This is a genomic window from Mucilaginibacter sp. cycad4, from assembly GCF_034263275.1.
Classification (GTDB): Bacteria; Bacteroidota; Bacteroidia; order Sphingobacteriales; family Sphingobacteriaceae; genus Mucilaginibacter.
The window spans coordinates 5,623,823-5,648,124 of the sequence record NZ_CP139559.1; the positions used below are offsets into that span (position 1 = coordinate 5,623,823).

13 protein-coding genes, 1 tRNA gene and 1 pseudogene are annotated in these 24,302 nt (G+C 41.4%); 8 read left to right on the forward strand and 7 right to left on the reverse strand.

Translation table 11 applies throughout. From position 1 onward, the window contains the following. Nucleotides 1-3,327, reverse strand: coding sequence for a DUF4175 family protein (locus tag SNE26_RS22975; protein ID WP_321556209.1), 3,327 nt, complete (start codon nt 3,325-3,327; stop codon nt 1-3). A gap of 203 nt (nt 3,328-3,530) precedes the next feature. Continuing rightward, complete coding sequence (locus SNE26_RS22980) at nt 3,531-3,971, reverse strand: hypothetical protein (protein ID WP_321556210.1); 441 nt, start codon at nt 3,969-3,971, stop codon at nt 3,531-3,533. 486 nt (nt 3,972-4,457) lie between these two features. Here SNE26_RS22980 and SNE26_RS22985 point away from each other — a divergent pair, with 486 nt between their 5' ends. Then, nucleotides 4,458-5,108 carry a hypothetical protein gene (locus SNE26_RS22985; RefSeq protein ID WP_321556211.1) on the forward strand — a complete coding sequence of 217 codons (651 nt, stop codon included), beginning with the start codon at nt 4,458-4,460 and terminating at the stop codon, nt 5,106-5,108. 546 nt (nt 5,109-5,654) lie between these two features. Here SNE26_RS22985 and SNE26_RS22990 read toward each other — a convergent pair. After that, nucleotides 5,655-6,134, reverse strand: a complete 480-nt coding sequence (locus SNE26_RS22990; RefSeq protein ID WP_321556212.1) for a hypothetical protein — start codon at nt 6,132-6,134, stop codon at nt 5,655-5,657. Nucleotides 6,135-6,141: 7 nt separating this feature from the next. Next, a complete protein-coding gene (locus SNE26_RS22995; RefSeq protein ID WP_321556213.1) occupies nt 6,142-7,878 on the reverse strand; it encodes a hypothetical protein in 1,737 nt (578 codons plus the stop codon). Nucleotides 7,879-8,412: 534 nt separating this feature from the next. Here SNE26_RS22995 and SNE26_RS23000 point away from each other — a divergent pair. Next, nucleotides 8,413-8,486 (forward strand) — tRNA-Pro (locus tag SNE26_RS23000). Nucleotides 8,487-8,926: 440 nt separating this feature from the next. On the opposite strand, the gene SNE26_RS23005 is transcribed toward SNE26_RS23000, so the two are convergent. Together SNE26_RS23005 and SNE26_RS23010 are read right to left on the reverse strand one after the other, a co-directional pair. Continuing rightward, nucleotides 8,927-9,178: a hypothetical protein gene (locus SNE26_RS23005; RefSeq protein ID WP_321556214.1), complete on the reverse strand. Its 252-nt coding sequence runs from the start codon at nt 9,176-9,178 to the stop codon at nt 8,927-8,929. Nucleotides 9,179-9,200: 22 nt separating this feature from the next. Then, on the reverse strand, nt 9,201-9,581 hold the full coding sequence (locus SNE26_RS23010; protein ID WP_321556215.1) for a hypothetical protein: 381 nt from the start codon (nt 9,579-9,581) through the stop codon (nt 9,201-9,203). Nucleotides 9,582-10,016: 435 nt separating this feature from the next. Here SNE26_RS23010 and SNE26_RS23015 point away from each other — a divergent pair, with 435 nt between their 5' ends. Genes SNE26_RS23015 through SNE26_RS23040 form a run of 6 tightly spaced genes read left to right on the forward strand, consistent with a single transcriptional unit; the run spans nt 10,017 to nt 21,913 of the window. Beyond that, on the forward strand, nt 10,017-11,087 hold the full coding sequence (locus SNE26_RS23015; protein WP_321556216.1) for a hypothetical protein: 1,071 nt from the start codon (nt 10,017-10,019) through the stop codon (nt 11,085-11,087). Further along, nucleotides 11,088-11,993: a hypothetical protein gene (locus SNE26_RS23020; protein WP_321556217.1), complete on the forward strand. Its 906-nt coding sequence runs from the start codon at nt 11,088-11,090 to the stop codon at nt 11,991-11,993. Continuing rightward, nucleotides 11,986-12,852 (forward strand): hypothetical protein, encoded by an 867-nt coding sequence (locus SNE26_RS23025; protein ID WP_321556218.1) that lies wholly within the window; start codon nt 11,986-11,988, stop codon nt 12,850-12,852. Before SNE26_RS23020 ends, SNE26_RS23025 begins: the two co-directional genes overlap by 8 nt. Before the next feature lie 24 nt (nt 12,853-12,876). Next, nucleotides 12,877-16,962 carry a PKD domain-containing protein gene (locus SNE26_RS23030; protein ID WP_321556219.1) on the forward strand — a complete coding sequence of 1,362 codons (4,086 nt, stop codon included), beginning with the start codon at nt 12,877-12,879 and terminating at the stop codon, nt 16,960-16,962. A 16-nt stretch (nt 16,963-16,978) separates the two neighbouring features. After that, nucleotides 16,979-20,884, forward strand: a complete 3,906-nt coding sequence (locus SNE26_RS23035; protein WP_321556220.1) for a DUF6443 domain-containing protein — start codon at nt 16,979-16,981, stop codon at nt 20,882-20,884. Between the two features lie 9 nt (nt 20,885-20,893). Continuing rightward, nucleotides 20,894-21,913, forward strand: a complete 1,020-nt coding sequence (locus SNE26_RS23040; RefSeq protein WP_321556221.1) for a pentapeptide repeat-containing protein — start codon at nt 20,894-20,896, stop codon at nt 21,911-21,913. Nucleotides 21,914-22,268: 355 nt separating this feature from the next. Here the strand turns inward: SNE26_RS23040 and SNE26_RS23045 are convergent. Continuing rightward, nucleotides 22,269-23,793, reverse strand: a pseudogene (locus SNE26_RS23045) (IS1182 family transposase). Between the last annotated feature and the right edge of the window lie 509 nt (nt 23,794-24,302).

Sequence of the window (24,302 nt, forward strand, 5' to 3'; positions counted from 1 at the left end):
TTATTTGGCATTAAGTTGATCAAAGTAAGATTTTATTTTTTGTTTATAATACAAATTAAGTGCCGGAGATACCGTTCTGATCTGCTCCGTTTGTTTTGCTTTTTGTTGCTGGTACCCCTGCAGTGCCTTTATATATCCCGGCGGCAAATCCTTACCCGCATTACTCTCTCTTTGCTGATCCTGTTCGCGTTGCTGCTCGGCCTTTTCGGCCTCCAATAACCGGGTTTGTATTTGCTGCTGCCTTTTCAGCGCATCATCTGTAATCTTCCTGTTTACGAGATCACGTTCGGTTTGTTCCATTTCTTTCGAAATTTTATCCAAATTGCCCAATCCACCTGTCCCGTCTTTATTTTCGTCCCTGTCAATTTGCTGCAAAGCCTGCCTTATCATCTGCTGTTGGCGTGCCATTTTAGCAAACTGCTCGCTCATATTACCATTATTACCTTGCTGGCTTTTGCCTTGGTTTCCCTGCTGCATCTGCTCACGGGCCTTTTGCATATTCTGATTGAGCTGCTGCTGCATTTTTGCCAGCTGCGATATCGACTGCTGTTTGCCCTTGCCCCCCTTACCGCCTTTGTTCATCATTTTTTGCATTTGCTCAAGGGCTTCGCTCAGCATCAGGGCAAGGTTATTCATGGATGTCATGGCGTATTGCTGGTTGCGGTTTGCTTCCAATGTGCGCCTGTCGCCCAAAAATTCAAGGGCCTGGTCAATATGGTCGTTGATACCGGCAATCTCCTTATTCACTGTCGATTGGATTTGTGGTATCCTCCTGCTGAGGGCATACAAACTGTCTTCGGCTGTTTTCAGGTTGTCTTTGATATCTTTTTGGCTTTGCGATAAAGTAACATACGATGGATCTGTAGGGTTGGTGTTTTTGAGCGTTTGCATTAACTTTTCCTGGTTAAACGAGCTGTTAACCAAACTCTTTAACAATTCCCTTAGCTGCTGCGCATCAACGGCATTCTCTTTTGATTCGCCTTCGTCGTTATCCTTTTGCATTTTGGCGGCAAGCTCTTTCATTTGCTTTGCTGCCTGCTGCTGCGATTTTGAAGCTTTTGAATTATCCTTTTTTTGCAGATCGCCCGCGCTTTGATCCATCTGCTGCTCAATATCTTTGGTTTCTTTTTCGGGATTTTGATAGTCAGATTTACGTTCGGACTGGTCATTGGCCTTCTGCAGCTCATCAAACCCTTTCTTCACATCCTGAAAGTCCTGTTTCAGTTTATCCTGCTGTTGCTGCAGGTTCTTCTGATCGGCACCCGGTTGTTTGGTTTGATCAGATAGTTTCTGCTGCTCACCGGCCAGTTTATTCAACTGATCGAGGTTTTGATTGAGCTTTTGTTCAAATTCCAACTTCTTATACAATTCCAATACCCTGTCCAATTCCTTTTTTAATGATTTATTATCCATTTGCATTTTGGATAATTCATCGCGGGTAGCGTCCTTTTGTTGCTCGTTTAACAATTGCTGCAGGTTTTGCAGCAGCTCTTTTGTTTTTTGATCAAGCACGTTATTAAACAGGTCCTCTATTTGCTTTTGCTTAGCCTTGATCTCCTCGGTTTGCTGCTGGTTTTCCTGCCGGTTGTATAAATTCTTTTTGTTATCGGCCTGGATGTCTTTCACCAGGTCTTCCAGGTCCTTCCGTTTTTGCATCAGGTCTTCCACTTGCTTTTTCTCATCAAATGAGAGCGTGTTTTTGTTCAGCAGGTTTTGGTTTAACTTTTGCGCGTCACGTTCAACCTGCCCGGCCAGCTTAATAGCCGAAGCCATTTTTTCTTTTATTGCTTTTGATCCGGCGTTTAACTGTTGGTTAATCTCCTTGCTGTCAGGTACATTTAGTGTATGTTTTGCAGTACGGGCTGTTTTGCGGCCGGTCACTTCGTCGTTATCGGCAACCTCAAAATAATAGCTTACATGGTCGCCTGGGTTGATGCCCATTTCCTTTAGGTTCCAGTAGTAAAAGAAATCGGCCTGCGTTTGAGCCAGGTCGGCATTAACCTTTTTGGTAAACTCTTTGGCTTTGCTGTTACCTGCGGCTTCAATACTGTAATGAAATGTAAGCGACGAAAAGCCATGATCGTCCTGGATCTTCCCGTTAAAATAAAACGCTTTCATGCTTACCGAATCCGGCTTTTCATCAACAGAGATAGAAGGCGCTTCGTCGGTAACAACACTGATGCGGTAAGTGGCCGAATCGCTATAGTTCACCTGCGCGTTAACCGGCAAAAGTTTATAGATTGAATTTTTCAGCACCCTCTCGCTGTGTTCAAATACGTCTGCTCCGTTTTGCACGGCGGGATGACTTTGGCCGTTCATATCAAACATAAGGGCGCTGGCATACTGGGTATGCAATTGCCAGTTCACCGTTGTGCCGGCAGGGATGGTCAAATCTCCGGCGTTAAGCAGCTTTTCATTTTTTTTATGGAGGTAGGCCGGATAATTCAATTCAACATCAAAATGAAGCAGTGCCGGTTTCTGGTTTACTTTAATTTCGTAAACAGCAGAACTGAACCCATTTCCTGATAATTTAAAACGGGTATTTTGCTGCAGGTTGCTAAACTGGTAATGAAAACGGCTGATGTTATCCTTATCAAGTTTGAACGTGTTCTCGCCCATTTCAACATAAACATCTGCCGGTAGCTTATCGCCTTCCAGCTTAAGGTCGAGCTTTAAATCATTGCCCTGAACAACCGAAAGCGTTTTGTTCAATACAACAAATTTAAACGGGGCCGCAGGCACAAAATATTCGTTATGCCTGATCAGCCTTTTAGTGCTTTCGGTTAATACAGAAGGCGCCGCCAAAGCAATAATGATAATTACCCCCAGCGGACCAAGCGCCCATTTTAAATATTTGGTATTTTCTTTAAGGTTGATGGCCGATGGAAAACTTACAGGTTTAAGCGCTTCTATCTTTTGATCGATACTGGCTTCGATAAGCGCACGATGACTTTCATCTTCGGCAGCCAGTTTTTTAAGCTGCAGGGTATTGAGCAGCTTATCATGAACATCGTTAAAATGTTTGCCTATAATTTCGGCCGCTTCATCATGCGTTAAGGTTTTGCCCAGTTTAAGCCAGGCCAATAATGATGGTAAAACCAGCCAGCAAATAAGCACCGTATTGAGCAGGATAAAGAAGTAAAAAAGGATGGTACGCAGCAGGATGCTGAAATTGCCGAAATATTCGCTCAGTGTTATAACCACGTAAGCTGTGAAAAGGCCGGCACCTAAAAATATTAATCCGCGCAGAAAATTATTGAAATAATACTTCCGGGTGAAAGTATTGATTTTGCCAAGCAAAAGTTCATAATTTTCTGTCGAGGCCATACTACAGGTGGAAAAACATTAAATACACATGCTTTATTAAACGCAAAAGCCATGTATTATATATAATACGCGTTGGTTTAAGTTAAAAATTAAAGCAATAATAATAAAATGTTAATTGTTTATGACAATAAAAGTTGATTCCCGCACTTTATTGGGTAACACCTGGCTTTAAACAATGACGATAGGAAAAACCCGGGACAATCCTACTCCTGTTCCTCAACTGTTTCCTCCTCCTCAACCTCTGCGGGTTCGAGCTTATGCAGCCAGATGCCGGCTATCCCGGTAATTGAATATGGGAATATAATTACTGCTATGGAAGATACCGCCGAAACGTTTTTTTCAAAAAGTAATTCAAAAAAAGGGAGCGTGGTAATTATAAGTATCCCTGTGGTTAAAACCTGTTTTATATAAAACGGAGCTCTTTTTTTTGATAAAGAGTATACGGCAACCCAAAATACAAAGGCAAAGGGAATAGTAACCAGCAGTACTATATCTGCAAAAATGATATAGTCTTTCCGGATCTCTTCGATAAGGCTTATTTCAGGGTTCTCGATAATAAACCATGACAGTACAAGATGCAGTAATGGCGCTATGATCACCATCAGCAACCAAACTTTTAAGCTATATATAAATGACCTGTTCATAATTTATTAAGCGCGCTAACAAGATACATAGCAGTCAATAAAATAACAAGGATACCCCGGTTCATAAACGGCACACAATTATCATTTAGCACAGCAATTATAACCATGATAACCCGGCAAATGCTTTTTTACATACAGATGGTGCGTTGCCATACCCGCAGATATTAAAATAACGCTGATTTAAAGGCCCCGCCAATAATTTAAAAGGTTTACAGTAAAATATAGAACTGCTTTTTTAGCCAAAAATTATATCTGTACCTGCAGAAATTTCTCTGCTAAAACAGCGGAGCAAAAATTTCGACTTTAGCGAGAAAAACCAGGATTTGGCCCGCAAATAACAAGTACGATTATTTATTTAAAATTTCTGTATAAAATTAACCTCGGGTTAATTGCCGCAATATAAATTAACATAAAAAAGGGTGTTTTCACGGATTGTTAAGCGTATAGTTAATTATTACCTTGCGTTAATTTAGCCGCCATCCTATCATGATTCCGAACCAACTCAATACCCCCATATTGAACTATTTTAGTGTAGGCGGCGTTTGGCAAAATATTTTATTTTATGTTACCATATTTTGCCTTCTATATATCAACATTTTTTTAACCCGCCGAAAGAAAAGTTATAAGCTGCCCTTAACCGGAAATATACCGGGTGAAAAAGATGAGCTTATTGCGCCCGTTGCAGATATTGCCGATAAAAACACCTTACACGAAACAAACACTACTTTAAATGAAGAAATGGCCGGCGGGCTAAATGATCAATTATCTGAAATATCGGCTCCCCTTGAATTACCAATAGCTGGCAATCAAAGCCAGTGGGATTGGTCGCTGGATTTTAGCAGCCGGGAGCTTACGCTTTCTGAATATGGATTACAAGTCCACGGGTTTCCTGAAAACACAAAACCAATTTTAAATGAGGCTATTATTGTTGTTGATCCCCGGCATCGCCAGGCGGTTATAGATGCCATTGAAAGGTCATTTAAAACCGGCGCCGATTTTTCAATGAGCTATTTCATTAACCCATTAAACAGCGGCCGGCCCAGGGAGATAAAATCGACAGCTAAGGTTCAATATAACGAGCAGAGAACGCCCGAAAAACTATCCGGGACGTTTGCACTTACCCATACCGAACCGTAGTGAAGAAGTGATTGTGCTTTAGAGGTTCCGTTCCCGGGCCGGTTTACAAGTGTTCAATTTTTAAAAGTGTGAACACCCGCCATCTTTCCATAAAAAACACCACTGATTGCCAGCCACTTGCATTTTGGCCAAAATGTATTAAAAGCCGACCTAAACAAAGAAGCCCTGGAAATCAATGAGTTATGAATTTTCATTTTTAAACGTTGAACACCCGGTTTTTAAAAATTGAACACTGACAAGATCTTGTCAGTTTATTGAACGGGATAGAGCCTGTTTAAGTAACAGTCATGCGAACTATGGAGAGAATACTAACAGCATATTCCATCATAAATAGTACCTTTAGTGTAGCCTACAAAGATAAAGAAACAGCTTAAGCGTAAATAGATAAAGCTTATTATCAGCAAACGTCACGCTTTAATCAGCCTGGCGCTTTCACTTCAATCCGTTTAAAGCGCTAAGTCTTCCGCATGTTGTTCAGCGCCTCATTAATTCATTTAACCGCGTAGTTATAATTTGCAGCTTCATGTCATCATCACTAAAATATCATTATTTATTCCTGCGTTTTTTATCCGGCATTGGTGTTACATTTTCAAAATCTACACTGGCCTCTCTTTTTCGCGGAGTTAACAATCTTGTTTTGTGCACAATGTACTCATTGCCCTTCCCTATCTCTATTATATAGAATACATATAGCGTTTGAGCAGTGAGATCTGTTGTTTTTTTCGCAAAATCGATCAGCGTGGGAAGACTGACCATCCTGATCTTTGATAGTGAAGCATTATTAATACTCTGGCCTGAATCCTTTAAATTATATACAAAAGTTGGTTCGTTATTGTATTTGAGACATGGGCATTTGACAGTAAAGTATTTATACTGTGATTCTATCCCGACATCCCACATCCTATCTTTCAGCGTTGTATTGGCGGTATCCAGCAAATAATAAACCGTATCGATATTGTTGGCTACCTTTTGAGCAGAAGCGCTATAAATGTTAAGGCAAAGTATTACGATCAAAAAGTATTTCATAAGTCAATCAGTTGCAATTTCCGGGTAATTTATCACTTGAGTTCAAAGAACTGTTATAAAAACTATTTAACTGCGCATCTGTTAGCGAGTATTTTGTTTTAATAGCATCATACGCCTGTTGTAAAGTAGCTGTTTCTGTCGCCGTTGCTGATGGATCGGAAGTATTTAAGCCATATAACATTGCACTGGCATATTCTGCGTCCGTATGAGCCGATTTATCCCATGTTTTCAAGGCACCGACCGCCTGATCAAAGTAATTAGTCAGCATGACCAGATGGTTGCTATAATTGGCAGGCAAACCATCGAGTGTACACCATTGATCTATAGATAAAAGCCAGTTGTTGTTTGTAAAATCGGTATATCCCTGGGATGCATTATCCTGGGCAGTCGATAGTCCGTAGTTGATATAAGCATGCATGGTTTCATGGATGATTGTTGCAGCAATTAATAACCTCGAACTATTTTGAAGCATCTTTGTGTTTAATGTGATTGTCGCGCTTTGACCGATACCGGAAGACTGAGGCTGGGTTTGCCCAAGTTTATAGGTTAACTCAGTACTATTTGGCTTAGAAACGGCCCAGTCAAGGTTAGCGTTTTGCCAAACCAGGTCAGGCCTTTGCGATGTTATAAATGGAGACACCAGATTGGTATATACGCCGATACTTGCCAATTGATCAATAATCAATTTAGTAGCACATGGAAAATACTTCGCCAGGCTATCTGTTCTCACTGTAAAAAGCACTGGTGGGGGCGGCACTACACATGGAGAAGCCGGTGGATCCGGTGGATATGTTGGCGGAGGGAAAGTTCCATCGCCATCGCCTGGAGGCTGCTGTACATTTTTATCAAGGATTAAACGGTCACCGGTCGATTGCACTTGTAATTTGGTAGCATTCGTTCCCGGGCAAGGCTGACTTGGTGGATTGCTGCCGCCGCTGCCGTTACCACTCCCTGTGGAACCTGATGGTGCTCCCCCATCTCCGCCCCCATCTACCCAATCACAAGTCGCTCCTAAATATTTAACGTCTACGACCTCTCCGTTTACCTCCGATATCTGATACCAGTCAGTACAATCCTGCTGTAATTTATTAGTTTGTACGCTTTGAACAGCCTGGCTACCCTTGTGAGATGATGGACCAGAAGTGGTTGACATAGCTTTGAGAATTCGGCCATTCTTATAAAACCAACCGCTTATAAATTTGCCTTTCGGGGTACTGTATAAAACTGTTCCGGAAAAATCACTGTCGCGCTTATTGTACCTGTTCCGATCAAGTTTGCTCAGGTCATTTTTTAAATAAGCTGGGTCTGCGATCACAGTCATCACATAAGCATCGTAGCTTTCTCCGTTTTTTAATAATAAGAAGGAACTGCGGCTTTTGGACTGCTCGGTGACCTTTCCAGAATTCATGTTTTTCAGTTCAGCATGATACTCTACATTCGGATCAATCGGGATTTCGAGGACTTGCTGTCCTGCACGCAGGTAGGTACTCCCATTCTGCCATGCTGGTCTTATTAGCTGACTAACGTCCGAACTATTTTGTATTGACTGAACTCCCATTTTGCTATTCGCCGGGAATGCATTTTCATACCAGGCCTTAGCCTGAACAATCGCCGGGTCGCTTATTTGATGGGCGGAATCTCCGTCGCTGTCTTTTTTACAACTATTTACGGATAGCATAATCGCAGACACAATAGCGATTGGGTACAAGACTTTAGGAAAAGATTTAAGTTTAAGATATTTCATGTTACGAGGTCAGGTTTTGAACAAATATTGAAATTATATCTAAAGTTTATAATATGTAAAGAAAATATTACCTATTAGTATAAAACATTTCAATTATAAACTTTAGAGAAACCAACTTAACCTGTGGCTTATTTACAAAGCCAATTATGAAGACCGTGACAGATTTGTCCGAAAATCAAAACACTAAATTTGTTTTAATGCAGATAGTATGCTATAAGCAATAACAATCAGGAGCGAATACCCGAACCATAAAGAAATTCCATACGATTTCATCTTTTATGACCTATCCTGACATTGAGTAAATATGCCGGACGCTACCCGACATGCGAGGTAACGAATAGTGGCGGAGCCCGTGTGTAACAGCGAATCAGATAAAGATTATTAAGAAATAGCGGGACTACTTAGAATGAAATCTTCTTATTAGACGTTTTTTGCCTGCAACCATAATCTTATTAAAGTAGAAGTCTTCAAAAGGGCATTTGCATTTTGAATTATAGCAACAACAATTATATTTGCAATCCGGCTATATTTAATCGGGATGTAGCGTAGCCCGGTATCGCGCCAGCATGGGGTGCTGGAGGTCGTGGGTTCGAATCCCGCCATCCCGACTTGAAAATCAAGGACTTATGATTGAAAAATCTAAGTCCTTTTTTGTTGGATCTAACATAGGTCTAACAGTTTGCGTGTGTTTTAGTACGTTTTTTATTGCTAAGAAAATCACATTAAGTTATTTTGTGCTATTGAAGATAGTAGCAGGAACCAATTATTGCTATAATTCGATAAACTTAGCATTACTATAGTTTAGATTTTCATTGTGTTGAACGTAGCCAAATTGATTTGTCAGCATTTTGGTATGGCCTATTTTAAATTCTGGAATATTCTGGTGATGATGTCCGTAAATCCAATAATCCGGGGTGGTATACACAATCAATCATCAAGCACAGTTGCGAAAGCTTCGTTTAAATAATCGCTTTTGTACTCAGGCGGATAGTGTTTAAAAGTAGGAACGTACGGTCGATACTACCGCACAGCTGATTAAAGTACCGCATCAAGAATAGGTTGATCTTTTAACTATCCCCACCATAGCCTCCCTGATGTGCTCGACCAGTTCAAACTCCTCAATGGATTCTTTTTTTAGATCCGGAAATACGGTAGCGTCAAACAGGTAACAACCATCAGCCCCAATGTAATCTTCGTTTTGAAACTCATCGCCGTACAAAACGATACTTGATACAAATGTGCCGTGAGTAGGATCAATTCTACGGCAGGAATCTTCAAAAAACGGTCGGTTAATATCCATGGTTTTAAGTGGGGTATATCTTTTATTCCCGAATCGAGTACCCCAACAACCGGGTAGGTTCGATCTTTTGTGGCTCTTTAATCTTAATTTGCGGTTCGTCTTTTATTGGAGTCAGCTCATCTAAACTCATCGAATATTTTGGCATCTGAGTGATCGTTTCCAACGCCTCAAAGTCCTTTATTTCCTCGAATGAATCTTGTGTAATATTACTAAGCCTGAAAATTATGAGCTCCGGCGAGTAATTAGCTTTTTGTATAGCTATTTGTTTACTCCTGCAAAACTCCAGGAATGTACCGGATATGGCTTCGTTAACTTGATAATTATGGTAGTTAATCAATGAAACGCGCAAAGGCTCGTCACGGCTAACCTCCTTTATCGAAACAAAGGGCTCGAATTGAGCCATATCCGTTATGGATGCAATTCCTTTTCGGAATTTTGCAGGCTGGTTCAAGCGCTTGTTAATTTCAGTAATATCTGCCTTGGTGTTAACCTTACGTTGTAAACGGATGCTAATTGATTCAAATTTGCATGCTTTAAGGCAATTGTTTGTAAATATTTAATCGAAAGAATAAATATGTATTCCTATTTGTTATTGTAAATAAAGTATATATATTTAAGCTGGTTTTAATTGTATATTATACACGAAAAGTCAGCTTAACCGAAACTTAAAAACCTTATCACTATCGCATGAAATCAGCCTTTTTAAATCCCTCATAAGACTCTGTGCCTGAATATCCTGAATCACGTAAAGTGCGTGTTTTCGCCTAAATGAATACCGAGATTTAATCCGATATACTAAAATAATATTGCCTCATAATTTAAGCCTCTTCATATAACCATGAAAAAATTAACCTTAACCATTATTACCTTATTATTTGTTTGTAATTTCTCCTATGCCCAGTGGGCCATAAGCGGAACCACCAATACTTATTATAATCTTAGCGGGAATGTCGCTATCGGAGGCAGTAGCTTTTCTGCAAAGTTTGCGGTCTATCAGGCCAGTGCATTAGGAAGCGTTGCCAAGAATAACCTGCTGCTTAGTTCCATTGGAGGTTCAGCAGCCAATAATGTTCAGAATAATTTATGGTTGGTCAGGAACGCTGCGGGAAGTGACTTTACTACGGCCAGGTTGCATGATGGTGTTTCTATAGATGGTTCCTTTATGACCCCACAAACAAATACCCTGACCTGGTGGGAAAGAGACCCTACTTTGGATATCCAATCTTGGGGTAATTCTGCAAAAACTTACCTGACCATCAATAAAGGTAATGTTGGTATTGGGACAAGTAATCCAAATGCCAACCTTGAAGTAGCCGGGAAATTCGTCGTGGCTGGCAATGATGCTAATCTTGATAACAGAAACGGAACAGTTCCACTTAGTTTCCTGGAGAATACAGGCAAAGTGCTGATTGGATGGAACAGAACAGGTGGTGCTGGTGAAACAGATTTCATCTCCAATCAGGGTGGTGGTTCACCAGGCGGCTTTGCATTTTACAACCATTCCAATAGTGGTACAGAAAATCAGTTGATGTGGCTTACCGGGGACGGGCGGCTCATGATTGGACTGACTACAGGTAATACAGGCAATAATAAATTAGCCGTTGGTGGGGGAATCATCGCGGAATCCGTTACTGTTAAATTACAAGCCAACTGGCCAGACTATGTATTCAAAAAAGACTATCAGCTAAAGCCACTAAGTGAAGTGAAAGTTTACATCGATCAAAATCAGCACTTACCGGAAATACCATCGGAACAGGAAATGATGAAGAATGGTCTTGATATGGGTGAGATGAATAAATTGTTGATGAAGAAAGTGGAGGAGCTGACTTTGTACATGATTGAAATGAAGGAAGAGATCAAAGATCTGCAAAAACAAAATAAGGACTTAAAAAACAAATCAAATAGATAGATGAAAAAAACTTTACTCCTGACGTTGGTAGCTTTAAGTAGTATGCATTTTGCAAATGCACAAACCAAAACGGTCACCGTTGATGCCAATGACGCGTTAAACAACAATACCAAAATCGTCGCACAAACCTCTATCGGTCAATCATTTTTCACCGGACACCAACTTGGGTCAACTTATGCTTACCCAGGTGCGGGCATATTCAGAGCCTGGACAGATCAACCGATTGGATCGGCAAACTATTACTACGATGGTTTGACCAACGGCACCATTAATTTTAGTGTGCGCGCGGATGGCCAAGGTTATTTTGCAGGTAGTGTAGGAATCAGCACAAACGCCCCAGCTGCCAAACTACATATATTCAATCAATATGATGTCAATCAAACAACCGGCTTGAAAATGTTTTATCAGGGTACTTGGGGAACACCTGCTTATGCGACAAACTTTAGATTCATTGACTTGAATAGTACTGAAAGCGGAAAAGTACTACAGGTGAATGGAACGGGAATAGGTATCGGATATGACCCACCTGCATGGTCGACCGCTGATAAATTATACGTTAATGGAAACGTTGGTATAGGGACTACCGATCCTAAAGGATATAAACTTGCGGTGAACGGCAGCGCCATTGCCACTTCCATGACAGTGAAACTTAACTCTGCATGGCCTGATTATGTTTTCAAAAAGGATTATCAATTGCCATCATTGTCTAAAGTAAAAGCATATATCGATCAAAACCAACATTTACCAGATATTCCACCAGAACAACAAATAGCTAAAGAAGGCTTGAATCTGGGTGAGATGAATAAGTTGTTGATGAAGAAGGTAGAAGAATTAACCCTGTACTTAATTGAACAAAATAAACGAATTGAAAAACTGGAATCACAACTATACAAAACCAATGAATAGCAAACTAAAAACCTTAAAATTGACACTACTATTACTAATTGTAGTACCTATAGTTACATACGGACAATACTCCAAAGAGATTGTAACTTCGAACCAATATTACTATTATTTAGTGGGTAGTTTACCGCCTATTAATTTAGGCAATTATGCCAAACTCCAGATAGACATACTTGGCGGTGGGTGGACGGCCTCTACTTTGGGTGTTACTACCTATTATGTAGGTAATAGGGACGCATTGGCTATTAATCAGGTTACTAGTGGAAGTGGAGCCGATCACTTTGCTATCAAAGCTTATTCTAATCCAAATGGTAATACAGATATTTATATCACGGTCACAGCTGATTATGCTTCTTTTTCTATTAAATCCTGTATGCTTCAGGGAAACTCCCTCCAACTTCAAACAATAGTTCAACAAACACCAGTTGGTACTAATATAACTCCCAATGTAAATCCCGTGATGATTACCGATGCCAATGGAAACATCGCCCTTAATACATATGACGCTAAGGGATATAAGTTCGCAGTAAATGGCAGCGCTATCGCAACCTCCATGACCGTAAAACTTAATTCTGCCTGGCCGGACTATGTTTTCAAAAAAGATTACCAACTACCATCCCTGTCAGAAGTAAAAGCCTACATCGATCAAAACCAACATTTACCAGAAATACCATCAGAACAACAAATTGCTAAAGAAGGGTTGAATCTGGGGGAAATGAATAAGTTGTTAATGAAGAAAGTGGAGGAACTGACTTTGTATTTGATTGAGAAGGAAAAGCAGTTAAAGGGACAAGAAAACAAGACAGATAAACTCGAAAAAAAATTGGAAGCTATCATTAGCGCCAATAACCTAAAACAATAAGCACCCACTGAACCATACCTCAAAATGAGAAAAATATTTTATATTATTTTATTGAGCTTTATTATTCATAGCTATAGCTATGCTCAACTGGGGGTCCCCGTAAATATGCAAACCGGCGCACCCAATGTAAACATTCCAATTTATGAAATTAAAAACGGAGACGTATCCATTCCTATAAGTTTATATTATACACCGGGTGTAAAGCCATCACTGCCGTACGGTAATGATGAGTACAATATAGGCGTTGGATGGAGCCTGAACGCGGGCGCAAAAATAACCCGCGCTGTAAAAAGTCTGCCCGATGATTACCAGGGTACGGGTAGTGATACGCGCAAAGGTTGGCTTTATGATACCTTCGCCGCCAGTGTGATTAATTTTACGCCGCAAAGCCGGGCCGATTGCAGCGGAGACGTTGCCAACTACAATATCCTGAATTCGCTGGCCAACAACAAAACGGATACACAGCCAGATCTATTCAGCTTTAGTTTTGGAAGTTATTCGGGTCGGTTTATGTTTGATAATAATAAAGCTATTCAAATGCTACCTTATCAGGACTTAAAAATTCAGGCTACATATGCTACAAACGGTGCAATTACAGCTTTCACAATTACTGCAAATAATGGCTTTCAGTATACATTTACACCAACTACTACGGTAACCGAGTCCGTAAGCCCCGAGGGGAATGCTAATACAGTGTATTATTTAAGAGATAAATTAATTAAATACGCGCAGCCGGTATCATATACAACAGTCTGGAGCTTAAGCACTATAAATTCACCATCAGGCGGCGCTGTTCTGTTGAGCTATAATCAGCAAGTACCTGTAGACAGCGTACTTACCAATCCGCCGTCAACAGCTATATATCTTGCGCCTAATGGCAGTACACAAGATACCATACTCAAAAAAAAACTATTTTACACGCGGGCAATAGTGAACACTAAAACGCTATCGAGTATATCAGAACAGGTAACTAACTATCCCGGAGCAAATCCCGGATACGAAACCATAAATTTCAACTATCAAGGCTCATCACTGACGGGTTTTCAAATTATAGTACCAAATACTCCTCCTAAAACAATCTCTTTAAATAGTATTAATACCGGGGGGTACATTTTTTTACAATCCATCCGCCCATATTCAAGCGGTTGCACAATAAGTCCGCCATATGAATTTGAATATTGGGGTACCACATTGGGCAGTTCTACATCATTAACGTCGCCAAAAGGCAATGAGCAGGATTATTGGGGCTATTTTAACGCCAACAAGGCTACATCACTGGTACCAAGGTTATATATGTATCCCAATGAACCACCACAGGAAAGATACAGATTACAACCAATACCAGGTTATTCGGGCACTTATAATTACCTTTCGCCCGGAGCTGACCGCACTGTGAATCCTAATGCAATTACAGCCGGATCTTTACGCCGCATTATTTATCCTACAGGCGGCAGTGTTAAAATTGATTATGAAGCTAATCAGTATTTTGATACCAGGGCCAATCAAACATTTTTGGGCGGAGGTGTCCGGGTAAAAACAGTTACACTTCATGATGGTATTAATACTGCCAATGATATTATAAAAAACTACACATATACAAGCGGCCTATTGTTAAACCGACCGCAGTTTGCCTTTCCTGTACCTGTTTATACAGAACCTAACGGGACTGTACATACCATTAGCGAGTACGCAGACCAGCCAAGCCAGGCCCGTTTTTTCACGGCACGGTCAGATCATGATTTAAACCCCTATGATTTTGACGCAGCTGATGTGCTATATCAGTCAGGGACCGAGAGCCAAACAGGAAATGGTAAAATAGTTAACCAATATACTACTCCGGCCATGTATGGGCAAACTTCATCATCAGAATATAGCGCCCCAAATCAATGGCAAGCTGCATACTCACAATATGCTACTACCACCAACCCTTCTTCAGGAGCCTGCATGACTAAGGGACTGATGGCCGACGGATACTATTCCTTTCCATTTCCTGCCAATCCTAATTATAATTTTGAAAGAGGCTTATTACAAAATACGCAAGTTTTTAATGAAACAGGCCAATTGGTAAAGCGGGTAGATTATCAATACTCCCCTATTTATCAGGCCACAGCTCCGGTAAGTATTTACGGAGTAAGCTATGATTATTTTACCTATAACTCAGGCGACATCAATACAAAGGCCTTTGCTTACGGAAAGTACCGTTTGTTCGGGGCAATGACTAAGTATCAAACAATTGCCATAGAAAAAACATATGATCCGGGTACCAATTTTACTGCTTTTACAACTATTGAAACAGATAACTTCTATAACAGCCCAAATCATAGGTTATTAAGCAGCACACAAACGATGGCCAGTAACGACGGGATTAATTTTACAACCTATAAAACGAAATATAAATACATACAGGATTATACCCTTACCGCTGCTACGGATCCGGTTACTGCAGGCATTTTAGCTTTGAAAAATGCATACATAAATAGCGCCGTGATAGAAAAAATAACATCAATAACAAAACCAGGCCAAAGCGAAATGGTGACCGGCGGGCAATTAAATAAATATAATATATTTTCGATAGCCAAACCGATACTTCCGATGCAAACGGCAAGTTTTTTAACTCCCGTTTTACCCTCCCAATCACTTAGTCTGAAAACAAACATACCTTTGGCTAATTTTGTGGAATCGGCAATTACTAACAATCAGTTTCAATCCGATTCGCGTTACCAGATAAATAGCAATGTATCAGAATACAGCACGTTGGGCAGGCCCGTTTCAGCAGATGACGGACATCAACAGGCAATCACTACATTGTATGATATCTCTGGAGTAAAGCCCATAGCAAATATCAAGAACGCGTTAGCAAGCCAGGTACTTTACTCCAATTTTGACGACGACCTTCCTGTAATGACCAAACTTCATAGCTTCGACGAAGCTTACAACTCCAGCTTCACTTCAGTTCCGGGCAGGATAGGCTATGGTTTATCTGTTGCGCCTAATTATTTATTTTCAAAAAGTTCGGTTAATAAGGGAGCCGGTGATTACTATTCGTTTTCGTGCTGGGTCAAAAACCCAACCACCGTTGCCGGCACCATAAGCATCACCTTAAACGATGGCAGCCACACCAGCAACGGCATCATAAACTATACCAATGTTACCGGCGTTTGGTCTTATTATCGTGTCAGGATACCGGTTACTAATTTAAATGCAACTTTCAGCATCAGTGTACAAACCGGCAATCTTCCGCTTATTGTTGATGATATGCTTTTTCACCCAGAATTAGCGCCGGCCACTTTAACCGGTTATCAAAACAAATTAAAAATAGCCGATACCGATCCCCATGGCAACACTACCTTTTATACATATGATGCATTGGGAAGGCCTACTACGGTTACAGATCAAAATCAAAACATATTAAAGCAGTTAACATATAGCTATCGAAGCGCGTATTTGCTGAATGCAGCCTTTGTTTACGATGTAAAGGTAGCAGGTGGAGTCGAGTTTCTCTATCGGCCGGCCACCGTAAATGCCAGTACCCCGGTTGATTTTCTATCTGGCCCCGCAGACCCGTGTGAACCTGCCGGAATTGTTAGGAACTGGGATTTTGGCGATGGCACTACGCTCTCAAATGGAGGCTTAAGCCCGTCTCATACTTACACCTCGGCGGGTGTTTATACCGTTAAACTTACCGTAACCAGCAACCTATATGGTACGGTAACATCTACACAAACCATAACGGTTATGCAACAACTTGCTTTTGCCTTACATACTACCGGTATAGTAGCTTATAACTTGTGTAGCCAGCAAGTTTTAGGATATGGCGATTTAGGTCCCGGCAGCAGCCCATTGGGTACAAATATATACACAGCCACTGTTAACGGAAGTTATACCAACCAGTTTCTATGGGAAATGGCTTATGCCAACGCACCGAACACCTGGATAACATTGCCGGGTACCTCAAATACCATAACAGTAATGGTAGCGGGTAACCAATATGGGCCTGCAAGGTCGAGCCAATCCTACACGCTGCGATGTACTATGGTGCCCCAGGGGCTGCAAAAGGCCGCTGTACAAACCTCATCAATACTTTACATAGCCCCTAACTGTCCGCTATAATCAAAAACCTGCCATCATGATTAGTTTAAAATTTTACAGAAATTTGTGTTTGGTTATGTTGATTGCCGCTTTTAATAGCAGCAGCTATGGGCAAACCGTAACACGGGTTATTGATGCTAACGTATCGAGCTACCAGGGGACATCCTATGAGGCTTATCATAGTGTTACCCTAAGCCCGGGATTTTCGTTTACGCCAAACACAACTTATACAGCTTTTTATGTTAATATAGCAGCACAGGATCAAAAGCCTGACGATCAAAGCCTGCTGATAAATAATACTGTGCGACAGGATATGGTAAAAGTATCCGGTGTTACCCTTCCAACCCAGATACAGCCCGGCGTAAACGCACAAACAATAGTATCATACCTGGATGGCTTGGGCAGGCCCATACAACGTATTAGCATGCAGGGCAGCCCCCTTCATAAAGACATGGTACAGCTAATGGCTTATGACCAGTACGGACGCCAGCCGCTGCAGTATTTGCCTTATACCGCTACTACCGGCAATGGCTCGTTACAGGTTAACGCAATAGCCGCGCAAAACGCCTTTTACCAGGTTACCGGCCAGCAAATAGCAACTGATAACGCTCCTTTTGCAGGTACGGTTTATGATAACTCACCATTGCAAAGGGTACTGGAAACCGGTGCACCTGGCGCGGCCTGGCAAACAGGTACCGGCCACAGCCTTAAAACTGCATCGCGGTTAAACACGGCTGCCGATAACATCAGGATATGGAACAGCGCCGGGCCAACGGGTACGTATTATGGTGCAGGACAGTTGTCGGTAAGTGATATTACCGACGAAAACGGCAACCATGTATTAACTTTTAGCAATAAGCTTGGGCAGCTGGTATCAAAAAAAGTGCAGGCAGGTTCCAATTCATGGCTCGAATCAATTATTATATGTGATGACCTGGGAAACGTTTTATACCAGGTGTCGCCGGAGGGCGTAAAAAGAATTTACGGGGCGTCACCGCCCGCGTTTAACGCAGCTTTTATTAATGCCTGGACAACGAGCTACACCTATGATGCAAAAGGCAGGCTGGTTGCTAAACAAGCCCCTGGCGCCGGGCCCGAATACATGGTTTACGACAGCAATAACCGCCTAGTACTTACGCAGGATGGCCGTCTGCGCAGTGCTTATGCTACAGATACCTGGTATTATGTAAAATACGATGCGGCAAACCGGACGATTATGTCTGGCCTCTATCGGTATAGTGCCCCGCCGGGAGCCACCGGAAGTACCAATCAGCAAATACTTCAAAACTACCTGGATGGGCTGACTTATGATAATGTTTCTACGTTTGCCTCTGAAAAACGACAGGCAGGTACCACCTATGGGTTTAGCAACCGGAGTTTCCCCTCAAATATCGTTGATGCAGATGTACTTCAGGTAAACTATTACGATGACTATGATTTTAATAATACCGGCACCCCAGTTAACCAGTACGTGAACCCTAACGCTTCAGGTTTTGCAACAACTGCCGTCGCAGATAATAGTAGCCTGCTTACCGGAACTATGAGCCGAGTGATCACTACGGCCGGAAACGCCGGAGGCTGGATCAAGCAAGCTATATTTTATGATCAGTTTGGTAATCCGATACAAAAACAAACCAACAACCTGGTTAACCAAAGTGCACTTGACATTACCAGCAACGCCATTGACCTTTACAGCGGGCACATTACCCAAACCAAACAGGTAAAATCATTAAGCGCCACTACGGTAATTCATAAGGTGAGTTACGATATAATGGACAGGATTACCCAGGTAGCCGCAAATATAAACGCGGGGGCAACCGACCAGGTTATAGCAAAGTACGAATATAACGAACTGGGGCAGCTAAAAGATAAAAAGCTGGGCTTGGTCACCGGCAGTACTTACTTACAAACCGTTGATTACCGTTATAACATAAGGGGGTGGTTAACCAGCATTAATAACAGTACTTTAACGCCGGACGGCGGATTAACCAACAGCGATACCAACGACCTGTTTGGGATAAGTATTTTGTACAACCAGGCCGATGCTACGGGTTTAAGCAATACCCCCAAATACAACGGCAAAATATCCGAAATAAAATGGAAGGCTAATGACCAGTTTTCAAGTTCGACCAACCCGGTAAGGGAGCGCAGTTATACCTTTACTTATGATGCCGCCGACAGGCTAACTAACGCGCAATATGTTGCAAATAGCGGATCGGCCTGGAACGCCGAAACGGGTGGTTATAACGAAACTATAGGTGGTTATGACAATAATGGTAATATACTATCCTTAACGCGTAATACCTATGCATCTGGTGCAAGCGCGTTTACATTATTGGATAACCTTTCCTATACCTATAAAAACAGCAATGTAAGTAACCAACTGGCCAGCGTGGCCGATTTATCGAGTAACGCTATGGGCTATAACGGTACGATAAACAGCGCGGTTCAGTATAGCTACGATAATAATGGCAATCTTACAACTGACGTTAATAAAGGCGAAACCATTACATACAACGATTTAAATAAAGTAAGCAAAGTACTAACCGGTACCGGCTCCGTAGAGTATACGTATGATGCCTCCGGAAACAGGATACGCAAGGTGTTGTATAATTCAAGCCATGTTGCCCTTAATACTTATGATTACCTGGACGGCTTTGTTTATACCACAGTTGGGGCAGGCTCCAGGACGCTTACCTATTTCAATACAGCTGAAGGGCGCGTATTGTCAAACACCACTGCCACCGCATTTACTTACGAATATTTCATAAAAGACCATCTGGGTAATACGCGTGTAAGCTTTCGGGATAACGGCAGCGGCGCTGCCGCTATAACCCAGGAAAACGAATATTATCCCTTCGGCATGACCATGCAAGGCATCGCGGTGCGTACCGCCCAATCAACAACGGCCAACAAACAATTGTTTAACGGTGGCAGCGAGTTGCAGGATGATCTCGGCTTTGAAAACAGCTACAGCACTCCGGAGCGAGAATATGACCCGCAAATTGGGCGCTTTAACAGCATTGATCCTATGGTTGATAGTTATGCAGGCTGGACACCATATAACTTTACCTTTAACGACCCGGTTGGGATGAATGACCCGTCTGGGGCCGCTCCGGGAGGCATTGGCCCAAATCCAGGGTTTGCCCCGGATGTTTGGGCACAAATAGAAGCGCAATGGAATACTACAAATTATGGCAATCAGTCACATTCTGGATCCGATACAAACGGTCAAATAGTACAGGCACAAATTTACAACACATCGCCGGGTCAAGACCAATATGGCAATACGGGTATGTATGTAGTGACCGGAGCTTTTTATTCCACCGATTCAAAGGGAAATTCGATCCCAATTAACGATGTATCTGGTGCATTCTCACAAGATTTTATCAAGATAAAAGAACCACCTTCGGAGAATAAGGCGGCCAGTGTGGGGCAGCCCGGAACGTTAGAAAGTTTAATACCTGTTTGGGGAAATGGAAGAGCCGCTGTTGATGACTTTCAAAATGGGAATTATTGGACAGGCGCTTTTCATACGGCATTGGCTATTTCCGATGTGTTTTTGGTTAAAGCGGTGGTTACTTCAATTGCTAAAGTTGCAGTAAAAGCAGTAGTAACATCAACATTAGAAAATCTAACTAAGGAGGCCGCTGCAACCGCTGTATTATCAACACGTCAGGCAGCAGCTGTAGCCACAGGAAAAGTGAGCCTTGAGATGATGAGGGGGAATGCCGTTGATGCAGCAGTAAAAGAAGCCGCATCTAACAAATTTCTTCTTAATAAGTTGGTAGATATTACACCGCGATTTACTTTTGGACCGGACTTTGTTGGAAAGGGATTATTAAAAGGAGTTTGGTGGGATGTAACAACTGCCGGTTCCTGGGAGGGGCACGTAACCAAATATGTCGGATTTGGGGAAGGGGTACCGGTTTTATACAAGTAGTTAAAACAAATGAATATAAAGGAAATCAAAGACAGATGGACTACCATCGAAGGAGAGAAAAAGCTGAAAACCATAATCAGATGCTTGCAAAAACATACATCTTTTGATGAATGCGCAGAAAAAATTGATGGAAGATGGGATTTGAGGGGAATTAAACTTTCAGAACCTCAAATTAAACAGTACTCTATTTTAAATTACTCAATAAAAGAAAATGAGAATATTTTGGAATTTAAAGATGTGAAATTGAAGAATATTGATTTCTCCTTCAGTGATTTGAGTTATACAACGTGGATAAGATGCGAATTCGAAAATATTAAGATGCTTAATACCAAAGCTAATTATTTAAAATTTTGGGCTTGTTCTATGAAATTGTCTGACATAGAGAAAACAGATTTTCAAAACAGTTTATTAGGTGGCCGGCTTGAGGTGAATTCCGGCTCTTTTGAAGATGTCAAATTTAAAGAATCAAAATTTAACAAAACTTACTATAGTTTTCCTTTATTTAAAGATTGCGTATTTAAGAACTGCAATCTAACTGAAGTAAATTTTGATGGCAGCCGTTTCGAAGACTGCGCATTCACCGGAAAACTCTGTTCGACTATTTTCAGGGGAATCACCTCTCATTTTGAAAAACAAACGTTCTTCGAAAAAAAAATAAACCCTAATGATTTTCCCAATCTGATGAAAAATGTTGACTTTACTCGTGCCGAATTAAATGGTGTTTCATTTATTAATGGTGTTGATTTAAGTACATGTAAGCTCCCGGCCTTGGGCGATTATTTATTAGTAAGTAATTTGGCGGAACTTTTTGCCGAAGTTAAAGCAACAATAACCTCCGAATGGGGTGGTGAACATATGCGGATTGGATTACAGGTTATTGATCTCATTTACTACACCAATCATCATACAAATCAGAAATTGGAAATCGTGGATAAAACTTTCTTAATTGAACAATTTGGCTCCGATTTTGCTGAAAAGTTTTATGGTCTTGTCAAGAGAATCAATAGTAAAAACGAGTTAAATAAGTGACTTCGTCTTACCTCTTTTTGCCGGACTATAGGATAGTATAGCAACTGACTAAAGCTAAGCCATGCTAAGTAATGAATATGTAACTCCCGGATGTGCCTTTCATTCGGGGGTTTTTGCATAACGGTTTGGTGGTGTATCAATGGGGGCGTTATTAAGTTAATGATCTGATAATCAATATTAATAAAAACACACCACATGGAAAACTTTAAAAAGAGGCCCGTCTCCTAAGTCACTTATGAGGCGTTTTTTTTATTGGCTATAGATTTTGTAATTTATTGTTATCGATGTCTGTCACCGTCCTGTTTGAGAGTTTTGATTGATTTGAGCCGTTAATAAATCGAAAAAGCCTGTTTTCTCAGGCTTTCCACTTTCTGAGGTTATGTGCAATGGAAAGTAAGCCAATTTCGACTTCGGTTTTGGACATTCCTTTCAGCAGGAAGCGCCTGAAGCCATGATTTTGCTTCAGTTGTGCGAATACCGATTCAACGTCTGCTGGTCGCCGTTTTCGATATTTGATCCCTTGCTCTGTATTCAACCTTTCTTTTGCGGCCAGCTTATGCGCCCGAAGGCTGTGGTTCACCTCAACAATCCGATTGCCGTCTGCCTTGTGACATACACCGCTCATCGGGCAGCGATCACAGCTTTGTGCCTGATAACGGCTGATGATCTGTATAAAACCGGAGGCTGTGACACGCTGCCTATCGCCGCCATGTACCATTCGCTGTCCCATCGGGCAGACCAGGTAGTTCCCCTGTTCATTGTAGTGCAAGCTGTCGTTACTGAACGCTTTAATGCCTTCCTTCTGTTCTTTGTCAAACGTATTGTACTTGATATATGCTTCAATACTTTTTTCCTACAGCATACCATAGTTCTCATCCGAACCGTAGCCGGCATCGGCTACAAGGACATTGGGAAGCGTGTTGTAAAGGGTTTCATACTGTTCAACATGTGAGGGCAGGGTCCCGTAATCGGTAGAACTCTGATGCAGGGTATAGTTAAGAATAAAATGTTTCTTCTTGGATATCTGCAAGTTATAGGCTGGTTTAAGCTATCCGTTCAGCATATGGTCTTCCTTCATCCGCATGAACGTTGCATCCGGATCGGTCTTGCTATAATTATTACGTTCGCCTAACAGGTTTTCTTGCTCATCAAATTTCTGAAGGTTTTCCGGCCAGTGTCTCTTTGCGTAGTTTAGCTTTTGCTTTACTTTCTTGTCTACATCTTCCTTATCGTCCAATGTCGCATTGATCTTTGCAATCGTCTCCTTCACTTTCTCCGGATTGATCTCGTCATACTCGGGCGGTGTGGTGTCTTTGAGTTCTTCAGAAGCAGTACTTTGCGCATAACCCCATAGTTCATCCAGTTGGCTTTCACCTTATCTTTATTCACTTTGATGCTTTTGCCCCACACAAAAGTATAACGATTCGCTGCCGATTCTATCTTAGTGCCGTCGGTAAACACCGCCTTTTTAAGAGATACGATGCCTTCCTGCTGTAATAATAAGACGACCTGTGAGAAGATCAGCTTTAAACTCCTGACAGCTTCTCGCTGCGAAAACGGTTGATGGTATTATGGTCGGGCTTTTTCATCCCCAAAAGCCACATGAAGTGCACGTTCTGAGCTGCCTGCTCTTCCAGTTTACGCGAGGAATTGGTATTGGTCAGATAACCATATACTAAGAGCTTCAGCATCAGTCGCGGATGAAAACTCGATGCCCCACCGCCTTTATACTTGCGATTAAGTGGTTTGACATCTACCATATCAACTACCTGTTTAACAATCCGGACCGGATGACCTGCCGGTACCAATTCTTCCAGTTTATAAGGTAAAAAAGTTAACTTGCCTGGATCATACTCCTTAAAGACTACTTTGCCTCCCATGCCTTTAAGTTACTAAAAATACCCCTGAAATAAAAGAGGCCGTCTCAAAAAATTTAGACAGCCTCTTTTTAACTTAGGCGCTCATTTAGAATGTAATTACCTGGAAAATGAATACGTGTATCAAAGCTGTTGTTAGTTCAAACTGTCATTATTGATTTGGACCAATCATTAAGTTTGGCACTTTGCTGGTGTAGGTTGTTTATCTTCTTGTATAAGAACCTGTATCATGACAGCAGTGAATGGCAGAGTAATGGTTACATCACCCTAAATAAAACAAACTTTTAATTGCAAAACATTCATTATATTTGGATAACAAAGTTCATTGACTATTACTTATACGCGTAAACAGGCTTCGAATGCCACCAAACAAAAGCACATTATATGTACCCTATTCGGTGCCCGTTCCTGCTTGTTTTCGATATAACGTACTGAATATTATAGATTTAAGCGGCCGGATAATCATCCCGCCATCCCGACTTAGGAAACTATTTGAAAGAGCATATTTGAGA